12 protein-coding genes are annotated in these 20,762 nt (G+C 52.5%); 7 read left to right on the forward strand and 5 right to left on the reverse strand.

The features are described 5' to 3' along the window. Nucleotides 1-88 precede the first annotated feature (88 nt). Nucleotides 89-1,405 carry an MFS transporter gene (locus tag AC5DDB_RS22000; protein WP_491741927.1) on the reverse strand — a complete coding sequence of 439 codons (1,317 nt, stop codon included), beginning with the start codon at nt 1,403-1,405 and terminating at the stop codon, nt 89-91. A gap of 236 nt (nt 1,406-1,641) precedes the next feature. Here AC5DDB_RS22000 and AC5DDB_RS22005 point away from each other — a divergent pair, with 236 nt between their 5' ends. Then, on the forward strand, nt 1,642-3,492 hold the full coding sequence (locus AC5DDB_RS22005; protein ID WP_491741928.1) for a hypothetical protein: 1,851 nt from the start codon (nt 1,642-1,644) through the stop codon (nt 3,490-3,492). Between the two features lie 8 nt (nt 3,493-3,500). On the opposite strand, the gene AC5DDB_RS22010 is transcribed toward AC5DDB_RS22005, so the two are convergent. Together AC5DDB_RS22010 and AC5DDB_RS22015 are read right to left on the reverse strand one after the other, a co-directional pair. Beyond that, a complete protein-coding gene (locus AC5DDB_RS22010; RefSeq protein ID WP_491741929.1) occupies nt 3,501-4,562 on the reverse strand; it encodes a potassium channel family protein in 1,062 nt (353 codons plus the stop codon). Nucleotides 4,563-4,811: 249 nt separating this feature from the next. Then, nucleotides 4,812-7,424 carry a PSD1 and planctomycete cytochrome C domain-containing protein gene (locus AC5DDB_RS22015; RefSeq protein ID WP_491741930.1) on the reverse strand — a complete coding sequence of 871 codons (2,613 nt, stop codon included), beginning with the start codon at nt 7,422-7,424 and terminating at the stop codon, nt 4,812-4,814. Between the two features lie 108 nt (nt 7,425-7,532). Between AC5DDB_RS22015 and AC5DDB_RS22020 the strand changes: the two genes are divergently transcribed. After that, nucleotides 7,533-8,942 (forward strand): sulfatase family protein, encoded by a 1,410-nt coding sequence (locus AC5DDB_RS22020; protein WP_491741931.1) that lies wholly within the window; start codon nt 7,533-7,535, stop codon nt 8,940-8,942. A 106-nt stretch (nt 8,943-9,048) separates the two neighbouring features. Here the strand turns inward: AC5DDB_RS22020 and AC5DDB_RS22025 are convergent, their stop codons facing one another. Together AC5DDB_RS22025 and AC5DDB_RS22030 are read right to left on the reverse strand one after the other, a co-directional pair. Next, nucleotides 9,049-13,155, reverse strand: a complete 4,107-nt coding sequence (locus tag AC5DDB_RS22025) for a protein kinase domain-containing protein (protein ID WP_491741932.1) — start codon at nt 13,153-13,155, stop codon at nt 9,049-9,051. Between the two features lie 58 nt (nt 13,156-13,213). Then, nucleotides 13,214-14,254: a DUF1559 domain-containing protein gene (locus AC5DDB_RS22030; protein WP_491741933.1), complete on the reverse strand. Its 1,041-nt coding sequence runs from the start codon at nt 14,252-14,254 to the stop codon at nt 13,214-13,216. Nucleotides 14,255-14,716: 462 nt separating this feature from the next. Between AC5DDB_RS22030 and AC5DDB_RS22035 the strand changes: the two genes are divergently transcribed. The 5 genes from AC5DDB_RS22035 to AC5DDB_RS22055 all read left to right on the forward strand — a co-directional run bounded on the left by AC5DDB_RS22035 (nt 14,717) and on the right by AC5DDB_RS22055 (nt 20,694). Continuing rightward, complete coding sequence (locus AC5DDB_RS22035) at nt 14,717-15,319, forward strand: RNA polymerase sigma factor (protein WP_491741934.1); 603 nt, start codon at nt 14,717-14,719, stop codon at nt 15,317-15,319. A gap of 154 nt (nt 15,320-15,473) precedes the next feature. Next, the gene (locus AC5DDB_RS22040; RefSeq protein WP_491741935.1) at nt 15,474-19,007 is read left to right on the forward strand and encodes a protein kinase domain-containing protein; all 3,534 of its coding nucleotides are present in this window, start codon (nt 15,474-15,476) and stop codon (nt 19,005-19,007) included. Between the two features lie 127 nt (nt 19,008-19,134). Further along, nucleotides 19,135-19,602 carry a hypothetical protein gene (locus AC5DDB_RS22045; protein ID WP_491741936.1) on the forward strand — a complete coding sequence of 156 codons (468 nt, stop codon included), beginning with the start codon at nt 19,135-19,137 and terminating at the stop codon, nt 19,600-19,602. A gap of 142 nt (nt 19,603-19,744) precedes the next feature. Further along, nucleotides 19,745-20,191 carry a hypothetical protein gene (locus AC5DDB_RS22050; RefSeq protein WP_491741937.1) on the forward strand — a complete coding sequence of 149 codons (447 nt, stop codon included), beginning with the start codon at nt 19,745-19,747 and terminating at the stop codon, nt 20,189-20,191. Between the two features lie 35 nt (nt 20,192-20,226). Further along, nucleotides 20,227-20,694 carry a hypothetical protein gene (locus AC5DDB_RS22055; protein ID WP_491741938.1) on the forward strand — a complete coding sequence of 156 codons (468 nt, stop codon included), beginning with the start codon at nt 20,227-20,229 and terminating at the stop codon, nt 20,692-20,694. Nucleotides 20,695-20,762: the final 68 nt, after the last annotated feature.

Here is a 20,762-nt window from a genome sequence, read left to right on the forward strand (position 1 = left end):
CCAGTGGTCATTTTTCATGGACGAAAGGGGCGAGGTAGACATCCTCCGCCCCTTTCAATCAGACCTCAGCAGTGAATCTTCAAGCTGATCATTCCCCGTCGGTTGTACTTGGAGATGTGGAATCGAGCGCAGCCTCGGCGACTTCGGATTCGTCGGTTTTCGCGACGGTATCACGGAAGAGTAACAGGAATAAAACCATAATGATCCCCGCCATTGCAGCACAGGTGTACCACACCTTTTGCCAATCAGGATTGCCAGTTGTCGGGTCCAGGCTGGGATTGATCAATTTTTGCTGCACAATTTGAGCCCCCACGCCCAGCCCGATCCCCTGTGTCACAAGCACCAAGAACCCCTGTGCCTGACCGCGAATTGCTTTCGGTGCCTTCTTGTCGACATAAATCTGACCGGTCACGAAGAAGAAGTCGTAACAAATTCCGTGCAGCAACACGCCGATGAAAATCATCCATTCGGTCCCATGCGGAGCTGCATAGCCGAACAAACCATATCGCAGCACCCAGGCGAACATGCCGGCAAGCAACATCCATTTCACCCCCAATGCCGCGAAACACAATGGCATCACGAGCATAAAGAAGATTTCACTCATTTGGCCAAACGTCATGATGTACGCGGGGTCTTCAAAACCCGCTTGACCAACGTAAACCGGAGCGAACCCGTAATAGGCCGCTAACGGAATACAAATCAGCATCGAACCGATCATGAATGTCGAAAACGAAAAACTCTTCATCAGGCGGAGGGAGTCCAAGCCAAGGGCTTCGCCGATCGTAATCTTCTGACCGGCGGACGGCGGTGGCGTATGCGGGAGCGTAAAACTGTACAATCCGAGCGCAATGCCCCCGCCACCGGCCACCATCAACGGTGTGCTTGTGGCATCGGCTTTGAGAATCTTGCTAACCAGAATTCCCGCGACAATCCAGCCGATGGTCCCGAACACGCGAATCATCGGGAATTGCTTTTCCGAATCGGTGATGTTGTGGAACGCCAGAGTGTTCGTCAGCCCCAACGTCGGCATGAAGAACAACATGTGAACCAACAAAATGCCAATGAAAGGCAAGTGAGCCGAATCCAAATTCAGCACGGGAATGATCGTGCCACCCTCCGCAGCCGCAGACATTTCCGCCAATTGCGGGGCCACCAATAGAGCAGCCCCCCCGAGTAAGTGCATCATCGCCAACACGCGTTCGGTGGCGAAGTATCGGTCAGCGACGAGTCCCAGAAACAATGGCGACAGAATTGCCGCGATTGGTCCGACCGTGTACGCCCAACCGATCGAATCGCCCAACCCCAGCGAATTCATGTAGTTGCCGACGGTCGTGTACCACGCTCCCCAGATAAAGAACTCTAAAAACATCATGATGGAGAGCCGAGGGCCAATCAGGGTGTGCATATTTCAAGTCCTGCAATGATGTCAATTCAAAAGAGCAGCGAGTAAACTTTCTGTGTGCACCGATCATGTCGTGTCGACTTCCCGATTGCAAACGCTCAGCCATCGGCTACCTTACAAAGAACTCAAAGGCTGGAATTCGGTCACTGCGATCGATAATTCCAGACACTCCTTCGGTCTCACGACACCTACCGCCTGACTTCTTGGAATGACGGCCCGTTTCCTCTCGGTAATGCGATATGACTCTCACACTCCCTGATGAATCCGGCGTGATTCCGATTTCTCCAGCGGCCGCCTCGGCGTTGACCGATGAGGATTTTCTCCGGCATCTCGTATGGTCCGATGAAGCCAACCGCCAGTTGACAAAGGCCGCTCGCGCCGGTGATGTCGAAACGGTCATTGCTTGCTTACGGAAGCAAAATTTTGGATTGGGGACCAAAGCGACACGCAAGTCGGTCTTTGGCATGCGATTCGATTCCACGCCAGTTGCATGGTCGGCAGACGTGTTGAACACTACGGACCAGGCTGGTGTCCTTTTCGACATTTGGCTTGGCAAAGGGTTCCACTCCGGCAAGAAAAAGCACCGTCAACAAGCGGTGCAACAACTCGGCAAGTGGGTCGTTCATCGTGACGAACACGAACTCCTTTCGACGGGTGAACTGCTCGTTGTCTGTGAGTTACTCCGTTGGGATCATGGTTCGTTACCCGATGAACTCCTTTGGACGCTATGGCGGCTGGCACTCACAACGACACTTTCTCACCCGCCGGAAGAAAGCGACCCGACCGCCGCATTTATCCGCAATGGCGAATTGGCTTGGTCGACTGGCTTACTGTTTTCCCATGTTGCGGGATTGGAAGCTCTCCGCGAACGTGGACGGGCCGTGCTTTGGGATCGCCTGGAAGAGTCGTCCGACGGAGACGGGACTCCGCACGCGGAACTGCTGGAAAACCTTGGCGGATGGTTAGCAGCGTGGATACGAGCCACGGAATGGGGACACGCAGCGAAAGTTCCCGTCTGGAGGGACGACGACCAATTCGAGCGATTCGCCTGTTTGGTCGAATGCGCAATAACGCTGCTCGGCCCAAACGGCCGGTTCTCCCAAAGTCAGAACCACCCCCAGGCCGTTTCGATGCTAGCAACGGGGGCGATTCTGGCAGGCTGGAAGAAAAAAGACCCAGCGTTTCGTTCGCTCCTTTCGCATGACCCCAACTTGCTGCTCGAACCACCGTCCAGCAAACAAACGATCGAACCCGGGCCGGTTGAACAACTCTCGTTTCAATCCGATTTTTCGTCACTGGCCTGTCTACGGTCGGACTGGAGTCGACCGTCGGGACGGATTGTCGTCACGCATCACAAGCCGACTCCGCAACTCTTTCTGTCTGCCAACGGCGTTTCTTGGCTTTCGGGAGATTGGAATTGGCAACTCAATGACGATCCCCGCGAGTCCGCGGATTGGCGGTGTTCGTGCTGGTTCAGTGACGAAGAAGTTACCTTCGTCGAACTGCAGTGGTTGGTATCACAAAACGTGTTCGTCGAACGTCAGATTCTGCTCGCGCATCAGGATCGCTTCGCCATCTTTGCCGATTGTGTCCGCGGATTGGATGACACGACAAAACAGTTTCGCAGCCGGTTTCCCCTCGACCGTGGAGTTGTCCCGACGCCAGAAAAAACGACTCGGGCCTGGCGGTTGGAATCGGACGACCAAAGCCTGCGTGTCTTTCCTTTGCCCTTGCCGGATGATTTCGTGGAAGGCTGCGTTGGAAAACTCGCTTGCGACGCCAATTCACTAACGTTCGACATGCCAATCACAGGCGGCGCGTTCTTGCCGATTGTTTTCGACTGGCATCCAGATCGTCAGAATTCCCCGGCTGACTGGCGTACTCTGACAGTCACCGATGAGGGTCGCCGAGTTGATCCGCATGAAGCCGGCGGATATCGCTTGCGGGTCGGCAGCTACCAACTCCTGCTGTATCGCAGCTTACAAGAAAAGCAATTGCGATCGGTCCTCGGATATCACACCGGTCATGAAACCGTCATGGGACGATTTGATAGCGATGGTGATGTCCATCCATTGCTTCTGGTGGAATAGCAGCCGTGTCACGAACTCATTTTGACTCCACGATACTGACGTGGTGCGGAGCTGGACGTCCGCAGTGTCAATTGAATCGTGGTTTCGCGATGGCTTAGTAGAATCAGCGTGTCACCGACTCCAAGTTTGACCGAAGCTTTGGGTTTGCGTTCCACCGAGCCGTCTTGACGACGCAGTGCCACCACTACAACGCCCGGCATACCCGTCACGTTGAGATCACCGACAAGTGACCCCACCAATCCGGATTGAGCGGTAATTGGCACATCGGTCATTCGCAGCCCGATGCGGTTCAAATCGTCATTGAGAGCCTGGGTATTCTGGGCCTCGGATAGAAGAGATTCCGTCGACGGCCGAGTGATGAGATGAGAAATGAGACTGGCTCCAATGGCGGCCGGGAGTACGACGCGGTTCGCTCCGGACCTAAGTAGTTTGCTTTCGGTGGTTGGTTTTTCCCCTCGCGCGATAATTTCCATCTGCTCGTTCAAACCGCGAGCTGTCAACGTAATAAACACATTGGCCGTGTCATCAGATAGAACACTTGCCAGCACGCGTGCCCGCTCGACACCGGCGGCTTGCAAAATGGTTTCGTCGGTCGCATCGCCGCAAATGACGAGGTGCCCCTCGCTCTCTGCGGTTTGAAGTCGGTCTTTCTCGACATCAATAATGACATGCGGTTGATGACTTTCCTTCAAATCCCGAGCGAGGATCTGACCGACACGTCCGTAGCCACACACGATGACATGGTCACTCAATCGGTCGATCCCGCGTGTCATGCGTCTGGCTCCCAGTGCTTTGTTGATCTCGCCTTCCGCCAACATTTGTACGCAGCCACCGAGGAAATAAATGGCCGACGTGCACCCGGAAATGATGAATCCGATGGTGAATATCTTGAGTCCGGTTTGCTCAATCGGACGCACCTCGCCATAACCCACTCCGAAAATGGTGATCGTCACCATGTAAACGGCTTCGAGAAAACTCCACCCTGCCATGCAGTACGCGCAAATCGCGATCAGGCAGGAGCAAACGAAGAAAATCGCTCCGACGAGAATCTTACGTAGGGACGAATGCATCGGCAGAATCACCGACTGCGGGAAGCGAACAAGATGGAACAGATTCCGTACAGTAGCAATTGCAATGCCACAGCGACTTAGTTCTCGACCTTGTCGCAAGGCTCTGCAACCAAACGGCTTACGGCTGAAGACCGAACCAGCCGACCGGATGAGAGACATACCGGTGCTTATTCACCGCGCATGTGCGTGCCTTTTGTGCGACTAGTGTAGGCGAAGACGCAGCCCGTCGACCAGAAACGCAACGTGTGATTAATCGACAAACACGAACTCGTTAGAGAGCATCAGAACTTGTGCATAGCGTGCCCAACGAGACAGCGGCGATGGAATCGCACCTTGGAAATCATCCGCAGAGTGAAACCCGCGTCGGTTCCCATCGAGAACACCATTGATGCGGACAGTCCAAGTAAACGAATCGTGACTGAGTGACGCGCGACGATCGACCACAAAGTCGATGACGTCTCCCGCTTTCACCTCGATCGACTGCACAGACGTCGGCACCGAACCGTGTGCTGCGGTCCAATCGCCGTGTTGTCCCGTACGGTTGGAGACAATCCGCCCGCGTACGCCATCGCCTTGATCCGGTTTCGCGGCATGGTTCAAAGTCCCGGAAATCGAAACCGTTCCCGAAGCCGGTGCTGTCCAGCGTCGAATCGCCATAAAGTTTGGGCTATCTCCCGGATGCCCGCCAGTTTGACTGAGACTGACCCACCCCAGTTTGGGGTCCGGCAATTGCGGTCCGCCTTGCCAAGTCGACCCCGTGAAGTACGGCAACTTCGTCCATTCAACGACTCGCCCAGAGTTCTCGTCAAAGTGACCATAACCGTACTGCCAGGTATGCTGCACAACGCTTTCTGGTTGCTCGTCGGTACCTTTTAGAAACTCACGACCAAGACTCACCTCTTCGTCCGACGGCTCCCGACCGAACACGATTCGATATAACGAATGAATCCGCTCCTCCGTGGTGACTTCACTTCCATCTGGTGCGGCGGTGCGTTCGGCTAATTCAGCCGTTTGCTGCAATAGAAACGGCGAGTTCATTTGGAACAGCGCCTGCTGTGGCACGGTCGTCACGTAGCGACGCGGCGCGTGAATGTCCGGGCTTGCAAAGTCGAAAGTGCGAAACAACCCGGGCAAATTCGAACGGTCGATGAAACCGTAAATGGTCCGCCGAGTTGTAAATGGCTTGGTCGTCATCTCGACCGATTTTCCGCCCATGGTCAGATCAAGAGTTCCGGCCGCGGCGAGCAAATTGTCTCGGTGTGATTCGAAATCCAGTCGTTGCCGATTCATCCGCCACAACAACCGATTCTCTGGATCGACTGCCGCCGCGTGTTCCCGATGTGAACTCGCCTGTCGATAGGTCGCCGACAACGTAATCAACCGTTGCAGATGCTTGACCGACCAGCCACTATCGATGAACTCCTGCGCGAGCCAATCCAGCAACAGCGGATGCGTGGGAGTATCGGCTCGCACGCCGAAGTCGCTTGGAGTGTCCACAAGATAACTACCGAAGTGCTTCCCCCAAACCCGATTGACGAACACGCGGGCCGTCAATGGATTGTCGGGGTTCACAATCGCTTCGGCCATTTCTAACCGTCCGCTGCCATTCTCGAACGGTTTGCGATCGTCGCCCTCGATGACCTTCAAAAACTGACGCGGAACACGCGGGCCATGATTGTGCGGTTGCCCACGCAAAAACACGTACGGTTCCTGGGGCTTTTCTTTGTCCGTCAACCGAAGCGTAGAAGGTTCGCTTTTCGGTTCGTCAGACGAATTAAACACGCCATACAGTGAGTAATAATCCGCCGCCGGAATCGGATCGTATTTGTGATCGTGACACCGCGCACAAGAAACGGTCAGTCCCATTAATCCGCGTGTCGTTACGTCGATGCGGTCATCGATAATATCGTGCCGGTTGTTCAGGAACCGCCGTCCCAATGTGAGAAAACCCATCGCACATTGCTCGGACGCGTTTTCCGCAGTCGTCAATTTGTCGGCAGCAAGTTGGAATTTCACGAACCGATCGAACGGCATATCCTCGTTAAACGCGCGGATCACCCAATCCCGGTACGTCCAAGAATCGGGATAGTTCCGATCTTCTTGAAAGACATACCCCTTCGTGTCGGCATACCGAGCGACATCCAACCAGTGACGTGCCCAACGCTCTCCATAGCGGGGTGATTCCAACAAACGATCCACCACTTTTTGTTCGGCATCCGCTGACTGATCCGCCTCAAACGCCGCATACTCTTCGAAGGTCGGTGACAATCCGGTCAAGTTAATGGTCACCCGCCGCAACCAAGTCCGCCGATCCGCCGAAGACGACGGCTCCAAGCCCGCTTGTTCCAATTTCGCCAGCACAAAACGATCGATCGGAGTTCTCACCCAATCCACGTTCTGCACCTGCGGAAGTTCCGGCTTTTGAATCGGCTGATACGCCCAATGGGTCAACCACGCCGGTTGGTTATCTTTATCAAGATGCGGCTGATACGACTCCGGCCAAAACGCCCCCTGTTCGATCCAAGTCCGAAAAGCCGCGATCTGGGTATCCGACAGTTTCTCCTTTGGCGGCATTTGAATGTCGCCTTCGTCGTATTGGATCACGTCCCACAACCGACTCAAATGCAGCTTCCCCGGTGTGACAGCAGCCCCGCTGAGACTACCCTTCAAAAGGAATTCCGGCGAATCCAACCGTAATCCACCTTCTTGCTTCTTCCCCGAATGACACTCGAAACAACGTTCCACCAACACAGGACGGATACTGCGTTCGAAGAGTTGTTCCTGCTCGGTCGTATCTGCAGCACTCGCAACGAAGCTGGAAGAAATCAGAACCAACAGAGTTGTCGGGAGGAAATGTTTCATAACAAGTCCGACAGATAAGGAAGGATGACAGGCGGGCATACTCACTTTATTCTACGGGATAACGAATTGCCTGACGAGCCACTGTTGTCTCTTTCAAGGTCTTCCAAGATGAAATTCTGGAAACTGTACGGAATTTTCCTGCTCGCGAGTTATGTCAGTTCGCCGATCGTTTCGGCGAATTCGTCGCGACCGAATGTGCTGCTGATCGTGAGCGACGACCAACGCCCGGATACCATCGCCGCACTCGGAAACCCCGTTATTCGCACACCAAACCTCGATCAATTGGTGCGTCGCGGCACAACCTTGACTCGTGCCACCTGCGCGAATCCCATTTGCACGCCAAGCCGAGCAGAAATTCTGACCGGGTCCAGTGGGTTCGAGAACGGTTCGCTCGATTTCGGTCAGGGCTTCGGACCAGACGTCACCACACTCGCCAAGACCTTAAAAAACGTTGGCTACCGGACCGGCTACGTGGGCAAATGGCATAACAAAGGGTTGCCAACCGACCATGGATACGAACGCACCGCGGGGTTGTATCGCGGCGGAGGCGGGAAATGGTGGAAACCTCAAACCGATGCCAACAACCGCCCCGTGACCGGATATCGTGGCTGGATTTTTTATGATGAGAATGGTCAGAGACAACCGGAACGTGGCGTCGGTCTGACCGGTGATATCAGTGCGTCTTTCGCCGACGCTGCAATCTCATTGATCGAAACGGACTCGAAAACCTCAGACGATGCCCCGTTCTTCGTGCACGTCAATTTCACCGCTCCCCATGACCCGTTGTTGCTGCCAACGGACAAACAATTCCACTATCACCCCGATCAAGTCCCTTTACCGAAGAACTTTCTTCCGCGTCACCCCTTCGATCATGGCAACTACGACGGCCGCGACGAACAACTGTTCGAATGGCCTCGCACGGAGAAAATGGTTCGCGATGAGCTGGCGGTCTACTACGCTGTCATCTCACATATGGACGCCCAAGTCGGTCGAATCTTGACGGCCCTAGAAAAGTCCGATCAGGCTAAAAACACGATCGTCGTCTTTACGAGCGATCACGGCCTAGCAATTGGCAGTCACGGCTTGCGGGGCAAACAGAACATGTACGAGCACACGATCGGCGTGCCACTTGTGATCGCCGGACCGAACATACCCGCCAACGCGCGACGTTCCGCTCAGTGTTACTTGCGGGACATCTTCCCCACAGTCTGTGACCTTGCCGACGTAACGATTCCCGCGTCTGTTAGTGGCCGAAGTCTAAAACCCGTTTTGTTGGGTCACCAAAGCGAAATCTACCCGGCCGTCTTCGGCTACTTCCGTTCGTCCCAACGTATGATCCGCACCCAAGAATGGAAGCTCATTCGTTATCCACAAATCAGCCAGGAACAACTGTTTCATCTAACAACCGACCCGAACGAATTAGAAAACCTCATCGATGAACCGAAACACAAAGCCGTAGCTGATAGACTTCGACAGCAACTCCAAAGATGGCAAAAGTCCGTCGGCGACCAACCATGAGAACCAAAGACACTCTAAGTATCGTTGTACGCCATTTGCCAGCTCAAGCCATCGACGCCCCCGACACAACACAGAATGAGTTCTAGGGCAGACGGTGACACACACCTCATACGGACTCAACATCGTCAGACGGCGGGGCGACACAGTCCATCTCTGGTCGATCACCCAGAAGCCATCGCTCAGCGTACGGAATGACCGATTCCATTTTCCTCAACAACTCCACCGCTTCCCGACGATTCTCATCCCGCCCTTCCTCCTGCACAGCAGCCAAGTCAAGTAGGCATCTAGCCTGGTCGTAGTTCGCTCCAAGTTGACTCGCAAGTCGTACCGCATTTCTAAAACAACGTATTGCCTTCTTCCTTCTGCCAAGGGCCCAAAAGCCTCTTCCGCGAGATCGTTGGATCGGAGACTGCAAGTTCGGATAAAACCAGTACAGAATCCAGTTTAACCTCAACACCTGCTTGAGACGGTTCAAATCAACTTCACCCGACACGTCCATCCATCGAGGACCTGTAATTGCTTCACATAACCAAGGTATTGCATGGACCATGTATTCTAGAAAGAGCTTGCGTCGCTTGGTGGCCTGCCAAGATTCTTCCAGAACACATCGAGCTTCTTCGTACTGAGAAGCCTGTAAGAAAACGTAGCCCTGGGTGGCAGTAAAGATCGCTTCGGAGACATGCATGTATTGTCCTTCGATAGACCTCCTGGCCATTTCGATTCCATGTTTCGCCTGATCGATGTTTCCACCTCTCGCCAGAGCACTTGCGATGTCATAATGTCCCCAGAATTGAGCCCGGGGTTCGCCTACACGCTCACCCAGGGTAAGAACCTTTTCCCCGAGTTCCCGTTCAGAAGACACAGTGCCTATAACTGCGTGCATATGCCGATGCAAATGAGAGGCGACACTCGCATGCGTGTGTGATCCAGAGTTCTCAAGGAGCGGAAGCGCTTTGGTAAACTGGTCGTCTGCAAGAGTCAGTAAGCGTGAATTCGCATTCGCGACAGCGTCCCCTAGGAAATAGATTCCTTTGGCCTCTCTATTGCTGGCAGCTTCAGCTAGACGACAACATTTTCGCACTAAGAGTTTCCCCACTTCAGGTAGCCCAGCCTGCCCGACATGTCCGGCTAAACAATTGACCCCCAATGCTATCGCATCTGCCTTACCCACCCGAATGCCTATGCATGCCTGACTGATCACCGCATAGAGATACTGCACTGGCGATATACCGTAGTCGAACAAAAAGCTCGAGAGTGAGGTATAGGATGTTCGCTGAAGTTCGAGCGAGGCGACTTTTTCAGTTCGACGCTCGACCTGCCACTGCCATGGAACAATTAGAATTCGCGCGCATAACAATGGAATGGCGAGCAATGCAGACAGGTTTGACGGCCGAGAGGAACCCAACAAATCAAGTGCTCGATCAAATTCAGCCACGGACAGTTCATACTGAGTGCGGCTTTGATAACACTGTGCCTTTCCAATGAAAGCGAAGGCTTTCGCATAGTTAGATGGGGCTTCACAGATCGCCTGCTCATAGCGTTCGATCGCTGCAGAGAATTGCGTAAGCCTCGCATATGAGCTAGCAAGCCGCTCGTTCAAACGAAATCGGATCCACTTAGTTAAATCACTGGCAATTTCCTCAGCACGGATTAAGAATTCAACTGCATCCTCAGATGCATAGGCCTGATATGAAAGCTCACCTGCCAAGAGCTGATAGCCGAAGGCTTTGGGGTCGTCTGCTTCAAGGAAGTGATAAGCTAAATCGAAGATCCGGCTACTAATGGATACTCCGCTATCACCCATAACTGGGTCGTGATCAAGCGATTCAAGAATTCGATCAGCCGAGAGGTTTTCGATGTTTTCGAGGTACTCACCGTAGCATTGATGAAGATGTTGACGCCGATCCTTCTCCATGTGATCGAGTACCGTCTCTCGAATTTTGTCGTGGTAGGTATCGACTTGTTGCAGTCCGAAAGAACCGATGAGTCGGATCAGTCGTTCGCTCCGCATGTGAGTCAAAGTTGAATAGGCTTGACTCGTGGAGTCGGCAACTGCAACGATTTCGTCAATAGCGGTGGCTTGCCCGGCAATGGAGATTACCTCTAGTAGTTCAACCGCCTCAGGTGGAAGCCGATGCAACCGTTGTGCAATGATCTGATCGAGTGGCACCGCTTGAAACTCACCTGTTTGCTCATCGAATCCTTCAAGAAGTTGATCGATAAAGTATGGGTTGCCCCGTGATTCTTCGTAGAGCTTCTGTGTCTGTTCAATGGGCATTTCGCCAGTGCCACTGAGCCGATGCATGATGAGTTGTATACACTCTTGCTCGGTAAATGGTGAAACTTCCACAAGCGTTTCTTTAAGCGGGCCCAATTCGTTGGAATTCTTTTGTCTCCACTCGGTAAGAAACGGGCTATCGTCTGCCTCGTCGCTGCGATAACTCCCTAGTAACATGACTGTCGGTGAGTCAGGAGGAGTAAGGACTTCAAACATTGCCGCTGCACTATCGGCATCCCCCCATTGTAAGTCGTCGATAAACAGGATGATGGGCGACGTGCGACTGATCGTGATCAACAAATCGCGAAATGCGTTAAACGCTCGATAACGGATTTGTCGGCTGTCGATGCCACGAATTTCCGGATGGGAACGATCGGCAATCGCTCCGACACGTCGCAATACCGGGAACAAATGGGCTAACATTGCCATATCGTCTGGCAACCAACTTTGTATCTCGTCACTCGGGCGAGACCGAAAGAAAGCGACAAGCGCATCAATCAGTGTGTCGATCGCTTTAAACGGAACCGATTCTCGATCATAACAGCGACCAGCAAGTACGATTGCTCTGTTGTTTAGTCGAAGCGGTTCTAAGAACTTGTTCGCGAGCGTCGACTTACCTTCTCCGCTACGCCCTCTGATCATGGTGATCACGGACTGTTGTTTCGAGACTAATTCTTCATACGCTGCCTCAAGTTGTGATATCTGCAGCTCGCGACCGACTAAGATCTCATTCGAAGACGCAAAAGTCAGATCCGATGAAGTTCCTGACGAGTCCTCTTGAGTTGTTTCACTCTCGATACCTAGTGCTTCGCGGATCTGCTGTAGCGCTGGACGTGTATCTGGATCGGTTCGCAGAAGTTGATCTACCAGTGTTGCTAGATCATGAGGCAGTTCTGTGGTATCGCTCAAGCGAGGGGCGGGCTCCGACTGTTTTTTCAACATCATTTCGACATATGAGCCGTCAAATGGTGCCGTTCCCGTGAGTGCCTCATAGATGAGGACTCCCAACGCGTACCAGTCGGACGCAGGTGATCTCGTTCCAGAGATTTGTTCCGGTGCTGCATAACGCGGAGTTCCAGCAAATTGCCGAGACCTCATCGAGACGGTTTGATTCGCCGTCCGTTGGAGTTCAGCGACCAGTCCGAAATCGAGGATGGTGACGCGGCCATCACGGCTGACAAGCACATTGCTCGGCTTGAGATCACGATGGACAATGCCACGGTCGTGCAAAGCCGCGATCCCCCGAACCATTTGAGATAATGCTTTGCGCAGTCTCGGTTCGTCTAATGTGCCGTTCGGACGGACGTATTCTAGAAAGTCGACTCCTTCGACAAGGTCCATCGTGAAGAACCACTGGCCGTCAGCGACTTCCAGCGTCTGCATACCAATGAGATTCGGATGATTGATCTCTGCTAACGAACGAAACTCACGACGAAACTTGTGCAGTCGCTCGGCGTTCTGGATGGGATTGGACTGATCCTCAAGGTTCGGAGGCAAGGTCTTCAGAGCTAGACGGTCTCCGCGTCGGAGATGTTTGGCCTCATAGACGATACCAAAGCCACCCCGACCTAACTCCCGCACGAGTTCATATTCCCCGATCCGTCGATCAAATGCCAAGCCGACGAGAATCGTCTGATGTGTTGAAGGCGTGTCGATGTCCTCTTGAGACATCATCGTCGACTCGAAGAACGCCTGCCGAATCGATCTCGCATATTGAGGGAACCTGCGATGATACTCGGTCGAAGACGGGGGAGTTCCTTGCCTGTTGAGAAACTGAAGCTCTAAGTTCAGTAAGTTCTGAAATAGGTTCTCTTGCGCGGATTGATCCACCCGGAGCAGAAAATGCTCTAGCAACGGGGCCTTACCGTTCTTGAGTTGCTTTCGAAACTCGCGACAAAGAGACTGAATCTCTTCGAAGAGATTGACATCATTCATGCAGCAAGCCCTACGAAGATTGTGCCCCGAGATGCGATAGAGACATCGCTAGGTGACATCAATACTCGCCGATAACTTCACCGCCTTGGATTGTCGACAAGGCTCGGTAAGTCGCTAGGTCGATTGTCTCACTGAGAAACTGAACCGATCCGTCAGAGAATAGGAACTGGCATCCGCCGGCATGGAAACTGCGGAAGTTACTGGCCCAGTGTGGGCCGCCGTTCCAACTCGGATTAGTATTGAATGGTTCGCTCACAGCATGGAAGTAGGCATCGGTTGCCACTTCTTTGTTCATCTTCTCAACGGTACTTGCCAGTCCCCCAGCGTACTGTAGGCCAAGCCCTAAATAGTGCTCTTTGTTTGTTCCATCGATTAACCAGGAATGTCCTGCGGTCCAGCCGCTAAGCGGAACGCTACAACCGATTCCGTGACACAAGTCGTACCCGGAGGCGGCCTCACCGACTGCAATCGTGTTGCTCGATCCGTCGGTTATGTCGGCGATCCGAGTTTTGGAATGTACGTAGAAAACGCCAACGTTTTTGTTCGTAGATTTTGGGCCAAACCCTGGGCTAAAGCACACGGCGTCGTCATATCCGATCGAATAGGCGTACGATGAAATGGCATAGGTATCTCCAAATGGCAAACCCAAGACGCCAAACTCGTCACTGGTAATCTTGGGACGACTTGTATCGCTTGGACATACAAACGCTGGGAGTGTCGTTTGAGCAATTGTACTGGACTGCATATACCAGGGAGTCGTGGGATCGAGTTGAGAATCGATGTTGCCCTGCTCGAGAAATGCTAGGAGAGATACCGTCGGCCCACCGATTGTGTCCGTACTCGAGTTCGCCATAAATCGGTAGCCAGGTGGGAACGTCCGATGAACATCGTGATAATTATGTAACGCGATCCCAATTTGCTTCAGGTTGTTTTCACATTGCGTGCGACGTGCCGCTTCGCGTGCTTGCTGAACCGCAGGAAGTAATAACGCGATCAGAATCGCAATGATCGCAATCACAACTAGCAGCTCGATTAAAGTAAAGCCAAATCGCTCTCTAGGATTTCCTTTGTCAATCTCTCGCTGCAGTTCTCTTTTCATGAGAAGCGGATTCCATCGAACTTCCCCGCGGGTTGCGTTTTGTTTCACGTTGACCCGAGATCTTGATTTCATTGCCATTCTTCACCATTCCATTCGCAAATCGTCGAGTCAAGTTTTGACAGACACTTCGGACAGGGGGTCGCGACAAACGCAGGGCAACTATTGGCCATGCCGACAGAGTGCGACCGATCGAAATCAAGTTCGTCGGCGTAGTATCACTAGGCACAAGCCGACGATCACAAGTCACGCTCGCTTGTCGACTGATTTGGACAGGGCAGGGAGTTCTAACGTTTCTACTGTTTACTAGCCGTCGAGCGATCAGTTCTTCCTGGCAATCTCGGAACCAGTCCGATTTTTTCTCAGATTTTCATTACTTTGCGAACGTACATCGGTTATGGTTGGCATTCACATCGGCGTTCAGAGATATCAGAGGCGAAAAATTGCAAATGAGAAGAAATCTTCATGCAATGGCCGTCGACGCGAAACAGCTTGCTTTTGCGAATACGAAATCCCGCGGATGACGAAGCTTGGTCTACCTTTGTAGAACTCTATAGTCCACCGATATTCCGTGTTTGTATTCGCCGAGGACTTCAAGAGGCTGGTGGAGCCGACGTGACACAGACGGTCCTTATGACTGTCAGTATTTCTATTCGCACATTTGAGTATAACCCCCTACGAGGTCAGTTTCGGTCCTGGTTGGGAACCGTGACTCACCGATTGATAACACGACATTCCAATCGACTTAGCACCGGCATTCCTGGGCATGGTGGCAATGCTCCCCCATTTCATGATCCGATCTCACCGGGCAGTATGGCGGAGTGGGAGGCTGACTTTAATGCCCACATCTTCAATTGTGCCGTTCAGCGAATTCGCGGAGAGTTTTCCAGCGAGATCTGGTCAGCATTCGAAATGGTTTGGCTGAACGACCAACCGCCAAAGGTCGTCGCAGAGACCTTTGACCAGCCCATATCTTGGGTGTATAAGGTCAAGTTTCGAGTGCTTCGACGGCTAAGAGTTGAAGTGTTGTTTTTGGCCTCGGACTTTGCATTCTACTTGCGGAACTGACGGCCGCTGCGATTTGATATTTTGATCGAAGCTACTGTAGGGATGAAGCTGTGAAATCTTCCGGCCCAAGTGTTGGCAACAGATCACGATACTTCCGAGACGTTTTGGTTTCACCGCGTTTTGGCGATGGACACGCGCAGTTGGATACTGGACTATGAGCGTCTGCCTTTCCGTCACAGTGATCGACCGGTTTTTGGCCGGGGATGTCACGGAAGAAGAAGAAAACCGGATCACCAAACACCTGGCGGAATGTGAAACATGTTGTTCGTTGACTGAAGCTGCTGCCGGTCACGAGATGTTGGAACAGGAGCTGCGGAACTCGCGGGCCCACCGCGTCAACAATGTTTCCACATCGGGATTACTTCCCATCTTGATGGAGCAGTTGAAGCAAATCGGTCCGCCCAGTGAAATCTCACAACCGCCAATCGATCAATACCTGAAAAGCCTTAGCAAAGAGATTAGCGATTCAAGTTCGCATTTGCCTGGTCCAGTGAACCTGCCCACAAATCAAGAAATCGCGATTCCGCGATTTCCGCGAGAGTGTCAGCCGGATGCAGTGAAACCAGAGCAAAACTCAGCGAACGGTTTATCGTCTGGTCAACTGGGTCGCTTCCAGCTCGTTCGACAGTTGGGTGCCGGCGGTTTTGGAGTTGTTTGGCTTGCAAAAGACGAACTTCTCGATCGGGTGGTTGCACTGAAAATCCCCCGCTTGCCGTCCGTACTTGATCCCGACCAGAAACGGAGATTCATCAGCGAATCCCGCGCGACGGCCGCTCTCCATCACCCCTACATCATTCCCGTGTTCGAAGCCGGCGAGTGCTCGGGGTTTCCATATATTGCATCCGCGTATTGTTCCGGCCCGACACTCCGAGAATGGATGGCCAGCCAATCTCAAGCTATTGAACCGACTTTGGCCGCCGGTATCGTGCGGCGATTGGCCGAAGCTGTCAATCACGCTCATGAGTCGGGGATTTTGCATCGTGACATCAAGCCAGCGAACGTGCTTCTCGACCTGGCACATGCTTCCGGCGAGTTGGCTTGGACTCCGATGTTGACGGATTTCGGTCTTGCGCGAATCGTCAACACTGATCTCTCGCGAACTGCAAGCAGTCAGTGGGCTGGTACCCCAAGTTACATGGCTCCGGAACAGGCTACAGAAGACTCGACAACAATCGGACCTCCAGCGGACGTGTACTCGCTGGGGGTGATTCTATACGAGTTGCTAGCGGGACGCCGACCAATCGATGGCACGACTGTTGCAGAAATCATTAGTCGTTTGACAACAGTCACGCCAACCCCTTTGCGACGCATTCACCGCACGATACCACGCGACCTCGAAGCCGTTTGCCTGCATTGCCTCGAAAAGTCGCCGGAGATGCGTTATCAGTCGGCAGGGGAATTAGCGGAGGACCTTCACCGGTTTCTCGAGGAACGCCCGACACAAGTTCGACCTCTCCCTATCATCACAAGATTTGCGCGTTGGACACGAAGGAATCCCGTCTTTGGTATCAGTTGCACGATCGCGTTTCTCGCGTTTATTGCGATTCTCATCGGGCTGAGTGTTCATGCAGCCCAGCTTTCTAAGCTCAACCGTCAGTTGACTGACAGTTCAAACGCGACCGAATCTGCAAGACAGATGGCCGTCGCAAATGGCGAACGAGCGCAATCACTATTCTATGTTTCCGACATGCGACTTGCTGCCCAGGCTCTTGAGGAAGAAGAGCCAGGAGAAGCCCGGCAGATACTGGAACGTCACATCCCTCGACATGGGCAAACCGATATTCGAGGGATTGAATGGTTTATGTTAGACCAGAAAACAAAAATGCGGGGTGAGCTGATTGACGATGTGGAACAGGCACTCTACCACATCGTACTTTCGCCGGATGAGTCCCAACTCGCTACAGCGGGAGCAGACGGCATCATCCGGTTCTATCAAACGCAAAGCGGCAAGCTCTTATTTCAAATCGATTCACAGCAAGGTGAAGTCAACGGACTTGTATTCTTTCCCGATGGCCAACGCATTGTGTCCACTGGCGACGATGGAACGGTTCGAATCTGGGATGTACACAGCCAGAGTATGGAACGTTTGATAGCCGCTCACGACGGACTCGCATTTGGAGTCGTCGTGACGCCGGACTGTCGTCGCATTGCTTCATGCGGGACCGATGGATTCGTTCGCATTTGGGATGCGACGACTGGTGTCAAGGAGATAGAATTCGGAGGATACCCGAGAGCCGTTGAAGACCTTGCAATCTCTCCAGACGGCCATTGGTTAGCTGCAGTGAGTGAAGACGGCATCACGCGGATCTACAATCTGGGTTCTGGTGTCGTTTGGTTCCAACATCAGGGCACAGCCAAGATTTCGGCTGTGACCTTCTCACGCGATTCCCTGAACGTGGCCATCGCTTACCTGGACGGACCGATTGGTTTTCGCGTTTGGAACTTATCAAAACGAGTCTGGGTACTCGAGCAGAGTAGTCAATCGGGATTCTGTGAACTGTGCTTCAATCCTCAAGGCACTCGGATCTTGCTACTCGATAGTTTTGGCACCGCGCGGATTCGGAGATTCATGTCAACGGATCAGGAACCGGCCGCCAATCGATTGGAGTACGTTTGGCATATCGGCACTTCGAGAGCACGAGGAACATTTACCGAAAACGGGCAGTTCGTTTATACCGCTAACCGTCGCGGACAACTCCATCGATGGAGAATCGGGCGATTCGACCGCGAGATCCATTACCGCCCGTCCGCTTCCCGAACAACGACCGCTAAGATCAATGACTTCGCATCGACGACGGATGGAACATTGGTCGTGGCCGGTTCAGACTCTCTCGAGAGTCATGTTCTGATCGAGGAAATCAATTCCACCCTGCCTATCGAAACACACAGTTCGGGTCCAGAAAACTGGCAAGCCGTCGACGTTACTTCGAACGGTCGTATGATCGCTGCAGCTAGTTATGACGGTGACGGTATGTGCAAGTTGCGGCTTTGGGACCACTCGATACCGAAAGAGACCGTACTATTTCGGTCTCATGAGGTCAGTCATTTCAATGCCATCCGGCTTTCGCCGCATGGACGATACCTCGCAGCAGTGCAAGTTTTTCTTGAGAACGAAGTCACGACTGAAAAAACTCGGCTTCTACTGTTTCGGGTCGATGATGGTCAACTGATCTATACGGCCGATGCCAGTCACTGCACGAACGTGATATTCTCGACTGACGAGCAATCGGTGATATTTGGTGTCGAGCACCAGTTACGTTTCCTAGACCTAGACACGCTCACTGAGACAACTCAAGAACTATCTCAGGCAGCGTCTGTCGGTAGAATTGCTATTAGCGCAACAGGTCACTGGATCGCAACCGCCGACGACCAACGCGAGATCCATCTCTGGAATGTCGAGGCGGGGTTTGAACGACATGCAACATGTCGTGGTCATCGAGGAGCGATTCAGGAACTCGCGTTTTCGCCCGATGAGAAAACATTGTTTTCGGTTTCCCTCGACGGTACTCTGCGAGCTTGGCATGTCGAACTGGGGCACCAACTTGGAGTCCTGCTACGGCGGAACAGAGGAATCCTCGGCATTACTTGCTCACCAGACGGGAGACTCACCCTTCGGGACGAAAATAACTATGTCGTCTTTACCGAACCGGTGCAAGATTCGTTACGAGAACGTGCAACCGATCGCTAACGACTTCTGGTTAGACGACATCCCCGACTGATATCACCAACAACGATCGGTTCGTCTCGATCAAGCACCTCAGAATGAAGTCAATCCACACAGACCATTCTCTCTGAACCACAGGACCCCCTTAAGCATGTTGGATGCCAAGTTAGTTCTCGCACTCGTGACGATCATATCGGTAATTTGTAGCAGTGACACGGTCGCTGAAGAACTCCGCAAGATGAATTACGAGTTGACTAACTATACCGTCGAGCGATACTTCATCCCTCACCAACAGCAAGAGACTTCTCATCTACTCCCTGTGACCAGAGTAGTCCTCTACGAGGACATCGGCCGAAAGAGAATGCGACTCGTCATGAGTTTCCACCCAGCCTTCGATGAGTACCGCGAAGCACGCATCACTTTCGTCGAAAAGCCACATCCCGTTTCCAGTTTTTTCGTCCTCAGCGCCCCTGCGGCATTTGCCAGCCAATATCTAACCCTGTTAAGTACTGACGATGTGAAACGATTCGAAGGGGTTTACGACAGGTCAAAACCACAGGGTAGCAGCACAATTACATTTGCAACGATCGAGTCGCGATTGACGCTGGAGAGTCACTAAGACGCCACGTGTGGTCTTCAGGCAACCTTCCGTAAGATCATTTTCATTGCATCGTTCAACAATCCCTACTTGCCTACCTATAAACAGCCCAACAACTATGAGATGTATTGCAAGATGGCTTTTCTTTATCGTATTTCTGCTAATGAGTATCAGCAGTTCGTTTGGCGAGGAACTTCAAACAGCAGGCTACGATCTAGCTTATTACAAGATCGAACGCAGGTTCGCGACATCAGATCAGCCGGGTGAATCAAACCTTGCCCCAGTTACGAAGATTCAAGTCTACTCAAGTGATGATATCTGTCGCATTACGATGGACTTCAATCCTGCCTTCAAAGACTACAAACTTCCGGGTATCACCTATCTCGAGAGAACAACAAGTAACGGAGTTGATACAGGTCTTTTCTTTTTCAATGCACCAACCGAGTTTGCAGGCCAGTATCTGACACTTCTTAGTACAGGCAAGATTAAGCGAGTGGATGCGACATACGACAGGACTCAGCCACGAGGCAGCAACCCCGCCAACTTCGCAGCTACTAGATTTCAGATACAATTCGACAGCGAACAAGAAACGCCAGAGGATAAAAACTGAGTTCTATCATGCAGCTTGACGTCGGAGTTACAAACATGGTCAATCATGCTTTTCGATTTTGCATAACAGTGCTTTCTCTAGCCGGGCTTAATGACGAGTTAATCGGTGAAGAACTTCGCTCGGTCGGTTATGACCTCGCGAGATACACCGTCGATCGTCGTTACGATCCTGAACAACGGCCCGAAAAACTGAGGCTTCTACCGACGACCAGAATTTCAATCTACGACGACTTGGGGAAACTTCGGCTAGCCATGCACTTCTATCCCGAGTTCGACGAGACTAACCAAGCCACAGTGACATATGTCGAAAAACTTGGTAGTGGAGTCGACATGGGATTCTATATTCTGAGTGCGCCAGTCAGTTTTGCTGATGAATACCTAACACTGCTGAAAGCGGGCAAAGTCAAACGAATTGACGGAACCTATGACAGAGCCCAGCCCCAAGGGAGTAGCACGATTAAATTCGCGGCGACGAAATTCAAACTGCTTCTCGAAAGCCGGTAACGACATCCAGTTCGGTACGCGTCTTCTTTGAGCACACTGGCAGGCATTTGTGTTGTCCGCATATTCGC

It is taken from the genome of Thalassoroseus sp. (assembly GCF_984380535.1).